10 protein-coding genes are annotated in these 15,049 nt (G+C 45.2%); all 10 read left to right on the top strand.

Annotated elements, in window-relative coordinates; genetic code table 11:
- The first annotated feature begins 249 nt into the window (after window positions 1–249).
- The 10 genes from M3085_RS11720 to M3085_RS11675 all read left to right on the top strand — a co-directional run bounded on the left by M3085_RS11720 (window position 250) and on the right by M3085_RS11675 (window position 15,040).
- Window positions 250–864, top strand: coding sequence for a DUF4290 domain-containing protein (locus M3085_RS11720; RefSeq protein ID WP_249053092.1), 615 nt, complete (start codon window positions 250–252; stop codon window positions 862–864).
- Between the two features lie 13 nt (window positions 865–877).
- Complete coding sequence (murA, locus tag M3085_RS11715; protein WP_249053091.1) at window positions 878–2,185, top strand: UDP-N-acetylglucosamine 1-carboxyvinyltransferase; 1,308 nt, start codon at window positions 878–880, stop codon at window positions 2,183–2,185.
- A 9-nt stretch (window positions 2,186–2,194) separates the two neighbouring features.
- Window positions 2,195–2,710, top strand: a complete 516-nt coding sequence (gene rimM / locus M3085_RS11710) for a ribosome maturation factor RimM (RefSeq protein WP_178257043.1) — start codon at window positions 2,195–2,197, stop codon at window positions 2,708–2,710.
- Window positions 2,711–2,715: 5 nt separating this feature from the next.
- On the top strand, window positions 2,716–3,576 hold the full coding sequence (locus M3085_RS11705; RefSeq protein ID WP_178257044.1) for a murein hydrolase activator EnvC family protein: 861 nt from the start codon (window positions 2,716–2,718) through the stop codon (window positions 3,574–3,576).
- A gap of 4 nt (window positions 3,577–3,580) precedes the next feature.
- Entirely contained in the window at window positions 3,581–4,741 is a 1,161-nt protein-coding gene (locus M3085_RS11700) for a 1-deoxy-D-xylulose-5-phosphate reductoisomerase (protein ID WP_178257045.1), read from the top strand.
- A gap of 34 nt (window positions 4,742–4,775) precedes the next feature.
- On the top strand, window positions 4,776–6,116 hold the full coding sequence (rseP, locus tag M3085_RS11695) for an RIP metalloprotease RseP (protein WP_204500934.1): 1,341 nt from the start codon (window positions 4,776–4,778) through the stop codon (window positions 6,114–6,116).
- 9 nt (window positions 6,117–6,125) lie between these two features.
- Window positions 6,126–9,041 (top strand): helix-turn-helix domain-containing protein, encoded by a 2,916-nt coding sequence (locus M3085_RS11690; protein WP_249053090.1) that lies wholly within the window; start codon window positions 6,126–6,128, stop codon window positions 9,039–9,041.
- 515 nt (window positions 9,042–9,556) lie between these two features.
- A complete protein-coding gene (locus M3085_RS11685) occupies window positions 9,557–11,899 on the top strand; it encodes a GH92 family glycosyl hydrolase (RefSeq protein ID WP_249053089.1) in 2,343 nt (780 codons plus the stop codon).
- Between the two features lie 4 nt (window positions 11,900–11,903).
- A complete protein-coding gene (locus M3085_RS11680; protein ID WP_204500929.1) occupies window positions 11,904–12,710 on the top strand; it encodes a basic secretory family protein in 807 nt (268 codons plus the stop codon).
- A 2-nt stretch (window positions 12,711–12,712) separates the two neighbouring features.
- A complete protein-coding gene (locus tag M3085_RS11675; RefSeq protein WP_249053088.1) occupies window positions 12,713–15,040 on the top strand; it encodes a GH92 family glycosyl hydrolase in 2,328 nt (775 codons plus the stop codon).
- Window positions 15,041–15,049: the final 9 nt, after the last annotated feature.

Below are 15,049 nucleotides of genomic sequence, written 5' to 3'. Positions count from 1 at the left end.
TTATAGGCGCATTGAAATCCGGTTCTGAAACCTTTAAAAAGATATTGGGATATTTGATGTAAAACATACGCTTGGTTGATGAACTTCGCTGCGTGGTCTTCATGAATTTGTCCCAATGTTTTTTTGATAGAAATAAGATACCTGCCGGAAGTTTTTACATTTAATGTCATACGTCGAACCATGAAGCCGGAAACAGGTGAGAAAACCTTTCATCTCTGTCTGATGGTTTCTATTTAGTTATAAATTAGAATGGAATACAATACGCAGAAACGTAAATTGCCGTTGCCGGAATATGGACGTAGCGTGCAAAACATGGTAGATTATGCGCTGACTATCGAAGACCGTGAAGAACGTCAGCGTTGTGCCAATACAATAATTAATATAATGGGAAATATGTTTCCACTTTTGCGCGATGCTTCTGATTTTAATCGCAAGTTGTGGGATCATTTGGCCATAATGTCCGATTTTAAGTTGGATATCGACTATCCCGTAGAAATAGTGAAAAAGGAAGAACTGGAAGTTAAGCCTGAGCGAATCCCTTATTTACAGCATAATATTCGTTATCGTCATTACGGGCGGTTTGTTCAGGATTTGATAAAAATAGCATCTGATTTTGAAGAAGGCGACGAGAAAAAGCAACTGGTAAATCTGATAGTCAACCACATGAAAAAAGATTATGTGGCATGGAATAAAGATGGAGTGGAAGATATGAAGATATTGGAAGATCTTTATGAACTGTCGGATGGAAAGATAAAATGTTCTATCGAAGACGTACGCTTTTTCGAGCAACGCACGTTTAATTCGCGTCGTCGTCCGGCAAACAATAATCAGTCGAAGAAAAAATATAATAACCAAAACCAATAAAAACGGACGTATTATGGCTTCGTTTGTAATTGAAGGAGGACATAAGCTACACGGAGAGATTATTCCGCAAGGGGCTAAGAATGAGGTCTTGCAACTGCTTTGCGCCACGTTGCTTACCGAAGAAGAAGTAACCATTAGTAATGTGCCTAACATCTTGGATGTTAACAATCTGATTCAGATGTTGCGCGACATGGGGGTTGAAGTCTCGAAAAAGTCGGGAGATACTTATACGTTTAAAGCAGCAACAATAGATAGGGAATATTTGGAAAGCGAAGAATTCCTTACCCGTTGTTCGAAGTTGCGCGGCTCTGTGATGCTTGTGGGACCGCTGTTAGCCCGTTTCGGCAAGGCTTTGATAGCCAAACCGGGAGGAGATAAAATAGGTCGTCGCCGTTTGGATACGCATTTCTTGGGTATTCAAAAGTTAGGCGCTTCTTTTGATTACGATGCTTCGAGAGGCGTTTTTAAAATCTATGCCGATCGATTGAAGGGTACGTTCATGTTGCTTGATGAGGCCTCGATAACCGGAACAGCCAATATCATCATGGCAGCCGTGTTAGCAGAAGGAACTACCACTATTTATAACGCAGCCTGCGAACCCTATATTCAGCAACTTTGCCGGATGCTGAACCGCATGGGAGCCCGTATATCCGGTATCGCTTCAAATCTGTTGACTATTGAGGGGGTTGAATCACTGAAAGGATGCACGCATACTGCTTTGCCCGATATGATTGAAGTGGGGAGCTTTATCGGCATGGCTGCAATGACAGGTAGCGAAATACTCATAAAGAACGTCTCGCATGATAACCTCGGTATCATACCCAACAGTTTCCGTCGTTTAGGTATTCAAATCGAACAGCGGGGGGATGATATCTTGGTTCCGCAACAAGACCATTATCAGATAGAATCATTCATTGACGGTTCTATCATGACTATAGCGGATGCTCCGTGGCCCGGACTTACCCCCGACTTGCTGAGCGTAATGCTTGTTGTGGCTACGCAGGCGAAAGGTAGCGTGTTGATTCATCAAAAGATGTTTGAAAGTCGCTTGTTTTTTGTTGATAAACTGATTGATATGGGGGCACAGATTATTTTGTGCGACCCTCATCGGGCGGTAGTTATCGGTCATGACCGGAACTTCAATTTACGTGGCGGAAACATGTCATCGCCTGATATTCGTGCCGGTATTGCTTTGTTGATTGCTGCCTTGAGCGCTGAAGGAATCAGCCGTATCCATAACATTGAGCAGATAGACCGCGGATATCAAAACATCGAACAACGACTGACGGCGCTTGGCGCACGTATCACCCGTATAGAATAAAGACTCATTATGATAAAGAAAGACGAAGTTTTTAAAATCGGAATTCTCAATAAGCCGCACGGAATCAAGGGTGAACTGTCGTTTACCTTTACTGATGATATATTCGACCGTGTAGACGATTGCGATTATTTGATTTTGCTGTTAGACGGTATTTTGGTTCCTTTCTTTCTCGAGGAATACCGTTTCCGTTCTGACAATATGGCTTTGGTGAAGTTTGAGGGAATTGATTCGGCAGAAGCGGCACGGAGATTCACCAATGTCGAAGTGTATTTTCCTAAGAAATACATGGATGAACAAGACGAAATCACTTCGTGGAACTTCTTTGTTGGCTTTCAGGTAAAAGATGTCCGTCACGGTGATTTAGGGTCTATTGTAGATGTGGATGATGCTACTATAAACGTATTGTTTGTTATCGAGAAAGAAGGCAAAGAACTATTGCTTCCGGCGCATGAAGAATTTATTGTAGGATTGGATAAAAAGAAAAAGATTCTGACCGTAGACATACCTGAAGGGTTATTGGATTGACAGACATGGGGAAAAGAAACCGTAAAGCGTTTTGGCATAACGTTAAGTTTAAATATAAGCTGACGATTATCAATGAAAATACTTTGGAAGAAGTAGTAGGCATCCATGTGTCTAAACTGAACGGGCTTTCGGTTTTGCTTTGCGTATGTACGGCTATTTTTGTGATTGCGGCACTGATAATAACTTTCACTCCGTTGCGCAATTACTTGCCCGGTTATATGAACAGCGAGGTGCGTAAACAGGTTGTATCGAATGCGTTGCGTGCCGATTCACTCCGGTTGGCGTTAGAACGCCAGAACCATTATATCATGAATGTTCAGGATATTATCAGCGGCAGGGTGAAAGCCGATACCGTTCTTTCGATAGACTCTCTTACAAACGTGCGCGCCGAGAATTTGATGGAACGGACTAAGGAAGAAGAAGATTTCCGTAAGCAGTATGAAGAAAAAGAACGTTATAATCTTACTGCGGTAAGAGATGTCAGCGACGCGGCGGGATTGATATTTTACCGTCCTCTTCGGGGAGTGGCAACAACAGCTTTTAATCCTGAAAAGAAACATTTCGGCATCGACTTTACCGCAAGTCCTAATGGGAGTATTCTTTCTGCACTCGATGGCACGGTTATATTGGCAGCTTATACGGCGGAAGCCGGTTATGTGATACAGATACAGCATACACAGAATTTCATTACGGTTTATAAGCACTGTGGTTCGTTGATAAAGCGAGAGGGCGACCGGGTAAAAGGAGGTGAAGTTATCGCTTTAGTGGGGACCAAAGGCGACACAGAGAATGGTAAACCTTATATTCATTTTGAATTGTGGCATAAAGGAAATCCGATTAACCCGGAAAAATATATAGTCTTTTGATAGTATGAAAAAACAAATAGCGATATTAGGTTCAACAGGTTCTATTGGTACACAGGCCTTGCAGGTGGTGGAAGAACATCCCGACTTGTATGAAGTTTACGCACTGACCGCAAATAATAAGGTGGAACTGCTGGCAGAGCAAGCCCGGAAGTTCATGCCCGAAGCCGTAGTTATAGCCAATGAAGATAAATACATCCAGTTAAAAGAGGCGCTGTCTGATTTGCCGATAAAGGTTTATGCCGGGACTGATGCCTTGTGTCAGATTGTAGAGTCGGGGCCTATTCATATTGTGCTTACGGCAATGGTAGGTTATGCCGGACTGCGTCCTACTATAAATGCCATTAAGGCTGGAAAGACCATTGCGTTGGCAAATAAAGAAACACTGGTTGTTGCCGGTGAATTGATTAATGATTTGGCTTCGCAATACCATACACCGATACTTCCTGTCGATTCGGAGCACTCGGCTATATTCCAATGTTTGGAGCGTGAGAATCCGGTACATAAGATAATCCTGACGGCATCGGGAGGACCTTTCCGGACACTGACAATGGAACAGCTCCGTTCGGTTACAAAAGAACAAGCCTTGAAACATCCGAATTGGCACATGGGAGCAAAAATCACGATTGATTCGGCTTCGATGATGAACAAAGGATTTGAAGTGATAGAAGCTAAATGGCTATTTGGCGTACGTCCCGACCAAATCGAGGTTGTGGTACATCCTCAGTCGGTCATTCATTCGATGGTAGAATTTGAAGACGGAGCGGTGAAGGCACAGTTGGGAGTACCCGATATGCGTTTGCCTATCCAGTACGCTTTTTCTTATCCTCGGCGCGAACATTTGTCGGGCGAACGGCTGGATTTTGCCAAATATAGTACGCTGACATTCGAAGCCCCCGATACTACGCGCTTCCGTAATCTGGCTTTGGCATACGAAGCTTTACATCAGGGTGGAAATATGCCTTGCATTGTCAATGCGGCAAACGAAGTAGTCGTTTCGGCTTTCTTGAAAGACCAGCTATCTTTCCTGAAGATGAGCGAAGTGATAGAAAAAGCCATGTCGATGGTTCCTTTTATCAAAGTTCCCACGTATAACGATTATGTGGAAACCGATGCGGAAACACGGCGTATTGCAGCCGAATTAGTGATTAACGGGATGAATAAGTAATAGTAACAAAACAGATAATAAAGAATAACGTAGAATGGAAACATTTTTAATTCGTGCCCTTCAGTTAATACTCAGCTTATCGTTGTTGGTAATTGTCCATGAGGGAGGACACTTTTTCTTTGCGCGTCTCTTCAAGATTCGTGTGGAGAAGTTTTATATTTTTTTCGATCCGTGGTTTTCATTATTTAAGTTTAAGCCCAAAAACAGCGACACAGAATACGGTATAGGTTGGCTTCCGTTAGGAGGATATTGTAAAATCTCCGGAATGATTGACGAATCAATGGATACGGAACAGATGAAAAAGCCGGCCCAGCCGTGGGAGTTCCGTTCAAAACCGGCGTGGCAGCGTCTGCTGGTCATGATTGGAGGTGTAATGATGAACTTCATATTGGCATTGATTATTTATTCCATGATTTTGTTTACGTGGGGCGACCAGTATATTGCTTTGAAAGATATGACCCACGGCATGAAATTCAATGAAACCGCTCAAAATATCGGTTTCCGTGATGGCGATATCTTGAAATCGGCAGACGGTAAAGAACTTGAACGGTTCGATATGGATATGGTTCGCAGCATCGTTGAGGCTCGCGAAGTTACCGTATTGCGTGAGGGAGAAGAGAAAAAAATTCTCATGCCTGAACTCAGTTTGTTAGATGTGGCAAAAGAAGACCCTATGTTTGTTGACGTATTTTATCCTAACGTAGTCGATTCGGTTATAGCCGGGGGAGGTTTTGCTAAAGCAGGCATACAGTCGGGCGATTCTTTGCTGGCTGTAAATGAAACGTCCATTCATTCATGGAATGAGTTTCAAGACGAGATGGGCAAATTGCAGACACAGGCAGAATTAGAAAAGAAAGAAACAGCCTCATTTTCGTTAGTTTATTCGCGTAATGGGATGCGCGATACCGTGGAGGTGCAGACCAACAAGCAGTTTAAAGTAGAAGCTACGGGCGGATTGCTCGATTATAAGCCTACCGTCTTAAGTTATGGTTTCTTCGAATCCTTCCCGGCCGGAATTACTTTGGGTGTCAATACGCTGAACGGATACGTAAGCGACATGAAGTATGTCTTTACGAAAGAAGGAGCGAAAAGCGTGGGAGGTTTCGGAACGATAGGAAGCATCTTCCCGAAAGTATGGGATTGGGAACGGTTCTGGTCTATGACGGCATTCCTTTCTATCATATTGGCATTCATGAATATCCTGCCCATTCCGGCTTTAGACGGCGGACATGTGCTTTTCTTGCTTTATGAGATTATCGCCCGTCGGAAACCAAGCGATAAATTCTTGGAATATGCGCAAATGGTGGGAATGTTCCTGCTTTTTGGGCTTCTTATCTGGGCAAACTTTAATGATGTGCTGAGGTTTTTGTTTTAATCTGATTGAATGAGAAGTATAAGTACACGCAGGCTGTGTTTCATCCTTATGGGAATTTGTTTCCGGATGGCTCTTTTTGCCTCCGGTACTTATACTTCTTTTACCATTAACCATTTACAGGGACTGTCGAACAGCGCGGTTTTAGACGTGTTTAAAGACAGTCTGGGACTGATGTGGCTGGGTACGTACGACGGCCTGAACTGTTACGACAGCAGAGAAATCACCGTCTACCGTACCGACTTCTCTAAAGAGAGAACGCTGGATAACAACATCATCTCCCGTATCCAAGATGCCGGAAACCGTAATATCTGGGTACAGAGTTTTTCGGGCATCAACTTGTTTTCCACCGATTCATTGTCAGTCATCGACAATTATCACTTTTCGGATGAGGAAACGCTGATTCACTCCAATAGGCAAGGAAACAGTTGGGTATTGGGCAATAAGCATTTATATTATTATAATACCTACCACAAGCGGTTCATCAAAATCCTTGAGTTGAATTTCCGGACGGGCAATTTGCGAAACAGTGCCTTTATCGATTCAAAAGGAGTGCTGCATGTCATTCCCGACCGGGGAACACAGATGTTTCATTTTGCCCTGAACTCGTTTTCAAATGATTCTGCTCAAACCAAGCTCCAAGTATCTTCTTCGTCTTTACATGCCGTACCCATCGTAAAGACCTATTCACAGAATGGGATAATTTGTTTTATAGATTCCACAGACGATTTGTATTTTTACGATGTCGCCCATAAATCGAAAGTTTATATCCGTAACGTGCGCAGCTTGGTTGAAAAGTATGGTTCGTTTGTTAATATCCTGTCGTTTCATGACGATATTCTGATTACGCTTCATACCGGAGGGTTGTTGCGCTTAACCGCCTCTAATCAATATTCTGAAGAAAGGTTCAGGGAAGATTTGCGTATCTTTTCTGTCTATGTAGATTCTTCTCAGGGTATTTTATGGTTGGGTACAGACGGGGCAGGTGTTGTGAAGCTGACGCAAAAAAATACGCTGGTTACGAATTTGATTTTAGAGAAGCTGTCGCCGGCTATAAACGGACAGGTTAGAGGGATTATGACCGACAAGGAAGGAACGCTTTGGATAGGAACTAAAGGAGACGGCTTGTTGCGTATACCTCATTATCAGGATGATACGAATTTTGAAGGAGACGTTTATTCGCCCAAAGGGAAATACTCTTTTTCTGCTTATGCGCGTAAGGCAGATTTTTATCCGGTGTTTTCGCTGAAAAAGAAGCGCAGAAGTGATGATTTTTGGGTAGGTATGGCCGATTCGGTACTCTATTACTATTCGTATGAACACGATAAGCTGTTGCCCGTAAGAGGTTCGATGGGAAATCGTGTTGCCGAAATCCACGGGGTTTACGAGGAAAACGACTCTACACTTTGGCTTGCCACGTTGGGGAGCGGAATAATCAAAGTTTCGCTGGACGGGAAAAGCGGGTATTCCCGTGCTAAAAAGACCGAACCTGTGCGCTGCTTTTCCGGTCAGGAAGAAGTGCTGGAATTTTCTTCCGTACTGGTGCAGGGCGATTCCGTTTTATGGTTCGGAAGCCGGGGAAAAGGATTGGTAAAATATGCTTTGAGGCAAGAAAAGTTTCAGGTTTACTCACTTTGCGACATGTTAGGCAAGGCAGTCGACGACATTCTGTGCCTGTGTGCTTACGATGCCGACCGTTTTTTTGTGGGGACTACCGCGGGATTGGTATCGGTTTCAGTGAAAGACTCTTGCGTACAGCCCGTTTACATCGGGCGTGAACAAGGTTTGTTCAACGAAATGATTCACGGTATCGTAAAAGACGGTACAGGGATGTTATGGTTGGGTACGAACCGAGGAATGATTAAATACGACCCCGTAAGCGGAGGTTCTTATACGTATTATTATAGCAAAGGCATTGAAATCGGTGAGTTTAGCGATGACAGTTACTATCGTTGTCCCTATACGGGAAATATCTTTTTGGGAGGGGTAAACGGGCTGTTGTGGTTAGACAGCTCGCGCTCTTCGGCGTTGGAATATTATCCGCCGTTGGTATTGCGCCGGTTGGTGGTCGACCGTAAAGAGGCTTCTTTAGACGATTTTTATTCGCCCGACCGTAAGGCAATCGTCTTGTCGGAAGGGCAAAATACATTCTCTTTACAGTTTGTGGCGTTGGATTACCTGAACCCCGACATTGAGTATGCCTATATACTTGAAGGTTACAGTGACAAATGGAGCTTTTTCTCGAAAGAAAACGAGGCCGTATTCCACCGCGTTCCGCCGGGTGAGTACCTGTTCCGCGTGCGTTATAAAAAAGACGTGCTCGATACGGTTTACGAAGAATATTCCGTGGCAGTGAAAATCGTTCCCTATTGGTACCATTCTCAGATAACCTACACCATACTGGTGGTAATTGTCGTGTTGCTGCTGACGCTTTGGATGTATCGGCTTCACCGGAAAGGCTTTTTCGACCGTCTGGCATTGGCATGGGCAGCCTCGCGCGAGGAACTTCAGGCAAAACGTCAGGCGGAAGCCGGATTGGTTGAGTCGGCTTTGGGAAAATGGGCAGCCGATTTCCCGAACTGCCGTCAGCCTGAACAGATACGTTTCGTAGAACGCTTCATCGAAACATTAGACGAGAACATCAGCCGTGAAGACTTAGGCTCTACCTTCATGGCAGAAAAGATGAACATGAGCACCCGCCAGTTTTACCGGAAAGTAAAAGAGCTGTCCGGACTTCCTCCCAGCGATTTCATCAAGAAATACCGTTTGGAACGCGCCTCCCAACTGCTGTTAGAAACCGACCTTACTATCCAAGAAGTAATAGAAAGTATCGGCATCTCCAGCCGCCCTTATTTCTACAAAGAGTTTTCCCGCCGTTACGGAACCACTCCGAAACTCTATCGTGAGCAATATAAGAACGCCCGTTGATTCCCATTTCATAAAGAGAAATTTTCTGTCGGCATACCCCTCCAAAACGCTACCGTTAGCGTTGGTCATTCCATGCGGTAGCGTTGCCCTGTTCTTCCCATAGTGTTGCCCGGTTCTATGGGTAGAAATTTTTAGCCGTTTACTAATGTAGGGGCGTATTGCATACGCCCGAAAACATCCATATAAACAACCCTGCGGCATTCTGGACGTATGCGATTACATCACTGCAAGCTATTGGATGTATGTCTCTTTTTATTCTCTTATTGTCTTTCAATGTTCTTTATTTGCATAAACCTGAATTTTCTATTGTTCTCTAATTTGTATATTGTATTTGTAAATAGTTGAAATACAATGTATAATAATGTTCTGTATTCGTGTACTGGATTCTTTTGTCAGACTTTTTATGAGAGCATTGGAATAATGTCTTTTTTGAGGAAACTTATAGAAGCAGAGCTTTCTAATTTTGTGAAAGTGAAAATGAAAACAACCTTTTAAAAAACCTTATTGTTTATAATATGCTACGGAAACTTGTATATTGTTTGGCTGCCGGTATCGTTGCTCTTCCGGTTTTAGCGCAATCGGAGCGTGTGTCTGATTATGTCAATCCCATTATCGGTACGAATGGAATGGGGCATACGTTTCCCGGTGCTTGTGTTCCGTTCGGATTGGTGCAGTTGAGTCCGGACACGGATACGATTCCCCATAATGTGAACGGAGAATACCAGAAAGATGCTTATAAATATTGTGCCGGTTATCAGTATTCCGACCCTACGATTGTGGGCTTCAGTCATACCCACCTGAGCGGTACAGGACATTCTGATTTGGGAGACATTCTTATCATGCCTGCCACGGGCGAACTGAAACTGAATCCCGGACGGGCTTCTCATCCCGAAGAAGGTTACCGTTCACGTTACAGCCATGCTACCGAGCGTGTATCGGCAGGATATTACGAAGTCAAGTTGGATGATTACGGGGTAAAAGCCCAGCTTACCGCCACTCCCCGCGTGGGTGTACATAAATATACGTTTCCCGCAGCTACCGACGGGCATCTTGTTCTGGATTTGACTCATGGCATTTATAATTACGACGGAAAAGTGCTCTGGGCAAACCTGCGGGTAGAAAACGATACCTTGCTTACGGGATACCGCATAACCAACGGGTGGGCACGTACCAACTATACGTATTTTGCCATCTCTTTTTCTCAGCCGGTAAAAGAGTACGGCTATGTGGATAAGAAGAAACCGATGTACACTGGTTTTTGGCGACGCTTCAATATGGAGAAAAACTTCCCTGAAATGACGGGACGCTCTATCGTATCTTATTTTAATTTCGATACTTCGGCTTCACCTGAGTTGGTTGTCAAAGTCGCTCTTTCTGCCGTCAGTACGGAGGGCGCTCTGAAGAATCTGGCAGCCGAAGCAGGCGGAAAAACGTTTGAGCAGATAGCAGCTTCGGCAGCCGATAGCTGGAACGGTGCGCTCAGCCTGTTTGAAGTAGAGGGTACTGAGGACGAGAAAGCCATGTTCTACACCTCGCTGTATCATACGATGATTAATCCTTCCGTTTATATGGATGTGGACGGTGCTTACCGCGGATTGGATCATAACATCCATCAGGCAAAAGACTTTACGAATTACACCGTATTCTCATTGTGGGACACGTATCGTGCCGAACATCCTTTCCTGAATCTGATAGCTCCGGACAAGGGTGCAGACATGGTAGAATCGATGGTTTGCCATCAGCAGCAAAGTGTTCACGGGATGCTTCCGGTATGGAGCCTGATGGGAAACGAAAACTGGTGTATGGGCGGTTATCATGGCACTTCGGTATTGGCGGATGCCATTGTGAAAAACGTATATACCACACGGACAGGCGAAGCCCTGAAAGCGATGGTAGAAACTTCGAATGTGGATTATTATGAACATATAGGCGATTACAAACGCTTGGGCTACGTTCCGTTTGAAAAAAGCAGTACGGCAGTTTCATCAACGCTGGAGTTTTCGTATGACGACTGGACGGTTTACCAGACTGCCTTGCGCTTGGGAAACAAGGAGGTGGCGGACCGTTATTATAAACGTGCGTTGAATTACCGCACGGTGTTCGATGCAGAAACCGGTTTTGCCCGCCCCCGTTACGCTGACGGCAGCTTTAAAAAAGATTTCGACCCGCTGCAAACACACGGCGAGGGCTTTATAGAAGGTAATTCGTGGAATTTCTCTTTCCACGTTCCCCACGATGTGTACGGAATGATAGACCTGATGGGCGGTGAAAAGACATTTGTGAAGCGACTGGATGATTTGTTTGAAATGCACCTCGACAAGATGTATTACGAAAAGAATGAAGACATTACGGAAGAAGGCTTGATAGGAGGCTACGTTCACGGTAACGAACCGAGCCATCACATCCCTTATCTGTACGCATGGACTTCGGAACCGTGGAAAACGCAATTCTGGACACGCGAAATAATCGACCGCATGTATCGCAATGACATCAACGGACTGAGCGGGAACGATGACTGCGGACAGATGTCGGCTTGGTACATGTTTACGGTAATGGGCTTTTATCCCGTTTGTCCGGGAACCGACCAATATGTATTGGGTGCTCCTTATTTCCCGTATCTGAAGCTGAAATTGCCCAACGGAAATACGCTGGAGATAAAAGCGCCGGGCGTGAGCGACAGCAAACGTTACGTGAAGTCATTGCGGATCAACGGCAAGCGGTACGATAAGTTGTACGTAACTCATGCCGATTTGTTGAAAGGCGGAGTTTGGGAGTACGAGATGAGCAGCCGTCCCGACAAGAAGCGCGGACAGCAACCGGAAGAGAAACCTTATTCATTAACCAATGGAATTAAATAAGAAGATGAAGACACATTATTTTATTGCAGGAATGGTATTGGGGCTGATAGGCATGTCGGCATGTGGAAACCAGAAACAAACACAAGAAACCCCGGTTGAGGCGGTTGCTACGTGGGATAACTACCCCGTAGGACACATTGTATTCGATGATCAAGCTCCTCAAACTGAAGGGTCGAAAATCTATCACCGTATCGTAACCGACCCTCAAAGCTATATAGCCGAACAAGCCCGTGCGGTATTGGCTACCTTATACGACTCTCCGAATGACAGCATCGTACCCGTGGATACGATTCATTATTCATTGGAAGATATCGACGGAATCTCTGCCAAAGGCGGAGGAAACGGGGTGGTGAGCATTTTTTACAGTACCCGCCACATTGAAAAATCGTTTGCACAAAACGATACGGCTAAGCTGTTTTTTGAGACTCGCGGCGTGTTGCTCCATGAGTTGACACACGCCTACCAGTTGGAGCCGCAAGGTATCGGCAATTATGGAAACAGCCGTGTGTTTTGGGCGTTCATCGAAGGTATGGCAGACGCAGTGCGTGTGGCGAACGGTGGATTTACGGCGGATGCCCGTCCGAAAGGCGGAAACTACATGGACGGTTATCGCACGGCAGGCTACTTCTTTGTCTGGCTGCGCGACAACAAAGACAAGGAATTTCTCCGCAAATTCAATCGGAGCACTTTAGAGGTAGTGCCGTGGTCATTTAACGGCGGAATCAAATACGCATTGGGCGACCAATACGACATCGACGAGTTATGGCATGAATACCAAGTAGCCGTAGGCGACATCCAAGAAACCAAGTAACCATGAAACTGAGTAAGAAAATAAAAATAGGTGTGGGATTGCTTTTGTTTCCCTGCCTGCTCAACGCTGAAAACCTGACACAATACGTCAGGCCATTGGTGGGGACAGACGGATACGGCAATGTATATCCCGGTGCGCAGATTCCTTTCGGGGGAATCCAAATCAGTCCGGATACCGATTCGAAATTTTATGATGCGGCTGCCGGTTATAAGTATAACCATACTTCCATATTGGGTTTCAGCCTGACTCACTTGAGCGGGACAGGTATTCCGGATTTGGGAGACTTTCTTTTCATCCCCGGAACGGGTGAAATGAAACTTGACCCCGGAACGCGCGAAAATCCCGATGAAGGCTATCGTTCCCGTTATTCGCACGACAAAGAATGGGCATCGCCCAACTATTATGCGGTAGAATTGGATGATTATGGAGTAAAAGCCGAGATGACCGCCGGGCTGCGTAGCGGCATGTTCCGTTTCACTTATCCCAAGTCGGAACAAGCGTTTATCATGATTGACATGAATCATACCCTGTGGCAGAGTTGCGAATGGGCGAACCTGCGGATGGAGAATGATTCAACAATAACCGGCTATAAACTGGTAAAAGGATGGGGACCCGAACGCCATGTTTATTTTACCGCCGTATTTTCGAAAAAGTTGAAGAACCTGCGCTTCATGCAAGACAAGAAGCCGGTGATTTATAATACTTCCCGCTTTCGGAGCAGTTACGAGGCTTGGGGGAAGAACCTGATGGCATGTATCTCTTTTGATACCCAAGAAGGCGAGACCGTGACGGTGAAAACAGCTGTCTCGGCAGTCAGCACCGCCGGAGCACGCGGAAACCTGCGCGAACTGGACGGCATGACCTTTGATGCTTTGAAAGCAAAAGGCGTGGCCCTTTGGGAAGAAGAGTTAGGAAAATATCAGCTGACAGGCGACCGCAAGACGAAAGAAACTTTTTATACATCGGCTTATCACGCCGCTCTTCATCCGTTTGTCTTTCAAGATTCAGACGGGCAATTCCGCGGGCTGGATAAGAATATCGAGAAAGCAGAAGGCTTTACGAACTATACCACCCTGTCGTTGTGGGACACGTATCGCGCCCTGCATCCGTGGTTTAACTTGGTGCATCAGGATGTAAATGCGGATATTGCCAACTCCATGCTGGCACATTATGACAAGAGTGTGGAACGGATGCTTCCGATTTGGTCGTTCTACGGAAACGAAACATGGTGTATGATAGGTTATCACGCCGTGTCGGTATTGGCAGATATGATAGTAAAAGGAGTGAAAGGCTTTGATTACGAACGGGCTTACGAAGCAATGAAAACCACGGCAATGAACGAACATTTCGATTGTCTGCCTGAATACCGTGCAAACGGTTACGTACCTTTCGATAAAGAAGCCGAATCTGTCTCTAAGACTTTGGAATATGCTTACGATGATTATTGCATCGCACAAGCGGCAAAAGCGTTGGGAAAAACGGACGATTACCACTACTTCCTGAACCGTTCGCTTTCATACCAGACGTTGATTGACCCGGAAACAAAGTACATGCGGGGTAGGGACACGCAAGGTAACTGGCGTACGCCCTTCAGTCCGATAGCTTATCAGGGACCGGGCTCGGTAAACGGATGGGGCGACATAACCGAAGGTTTTACGATGCAGTATACATGGTACGTGCCTCACGATGTACAGGGATACATCAATCTGGCTGGGAAGAAGCTCTTTCAGAAACGGTTGGATGAACTCTTTACGGTAGAATTACCCGATGACATCCCCGGTGCTCACGATATTCAAGGACGTATTGGAGGTTACTGGCACGGCAACGAGCCCTGTCACCACATAGCCTATCTTTACAACTATTTAGGGCAGCCGTGGAAATGCCAGAAGTGGATACGCGAAATCGCATCCCGTTTTTACGGAAACGAACCGGGGTCTTTGAGCGGAAACGACGACTGTGGACAGATGTCGGCATGGTATATGTTCAACTGTCTTGGTTTTTATCCGGTAGCCCCCTCTTCGAATGTGTATAACATCGGTTCGCCGTGTGCCGCAGGTTTGACCTTAACCCTAAGTAACGGTAAGCAAATCAGGATGACCACCGAAAACTGGTCGGCAACCAACGTTTATGTCAAAGAATTGTTGGTAAACGGAAAGAAATACAGCAAATCTTATCTGACGTACGATGACATAAAAAACGGGGTTGAATTACATTTCGTAATGAGCGAAAAGCCCAATTACAAACGTGGCATTTCGAAAGAAGATATTCCTCAGTCTATTTCTTTGCCGGGAAAAACAGCTTTATATAAGAAACAGAGTGTTAATCGTTAACCCTTTAGT

The sequence above is a fragment of the Bacteroides caecicola genome, from assembly GCF_023337095.1.
GTDB classification, from domain to species: Bacteria; Bacteroidota; Bacteroidia; order Bacteroidales; family Bacteroidaceae; genus Phocaeicola; species Phocaeicola gallinarum.
This window is presented reverse-complemented; position numbering and strand designations above follow the sequence as displayed.

What these genes read in the sequence shown, in the direction of transcription:
- murA (WP_249053091.1), top strand. Translation starts at nt 878, where the DNA reads ATGGCTTCGTTTGTAATTGAAGGAGGACATAAGCTACACGGAGAGATT.
- M3085_RS11720 (WP_249053092.1), top strand. Translation starts at nt 250, where the DNA reads ATGGAATACAATACGCAGAAACGTAAATTGCCGTTGCCGGAATATGGA.
- M3085_RS11690 (WP_249053090.1), top strand. Translation starts at nt 6,126, where the DNA reads ATGAGAAGTATAAGTACACGCAGGCTGTGTTTCATCCTTATGGGAATT.
- M3085_RS11700 (WP_178257045.1), top strand. Translation starts at nt 3,581, where the DNA reads ATGAAAAAACAAATAGCGATATTAGGTTCAACAGGTTCTATTGGTACA.
- rseP (WP_204500934.1), top strand. Translation starts at nt 4,776, where the DNA reads ATGGAAACATTTTTAATTCGTGCCCTTCAGTTAATACTCAGCTTATCG.
- M3085_RS11680 (WP_204500929.1), top strand. Translation starts at nt 11,904, where the DNA reads ATGAAGACACATTATTTTATTGCAGGAATGGTATTGGGGCTGATAGGC.
- M3085_RS11675 (WP_249053088.1), top strand. Translation starts at nt 12,713, where the DNA reads ATGAAACTGAGTAAGAAAATAAAAATAGGTGTGGGATTGCTTTTGTTT.
- rimM (WP_178257043.1), top strand. Translation starts at nt 2,195, where the DNA reads ATGATAAAGAAAGACGAAGTTTTTAAAATCGGAATTCTCAATAAGCCG.
- M3085_RS11705 (WP_178257044.1), top strand. Translation starts at nt 2,716, where the DNA reads ATGGGGAAAAGAAACCGTAAAGCGTTTTGGCATAACGTTAAGTTTAAA.
- M3085_RS11685 (WP_249053089.1), top strand. Translation starts at nt 9,557, where the DNA reads ATGCTACGGAAACTTGTATATTGTTTGGCTGCCGGTATCGTTGCTCTT.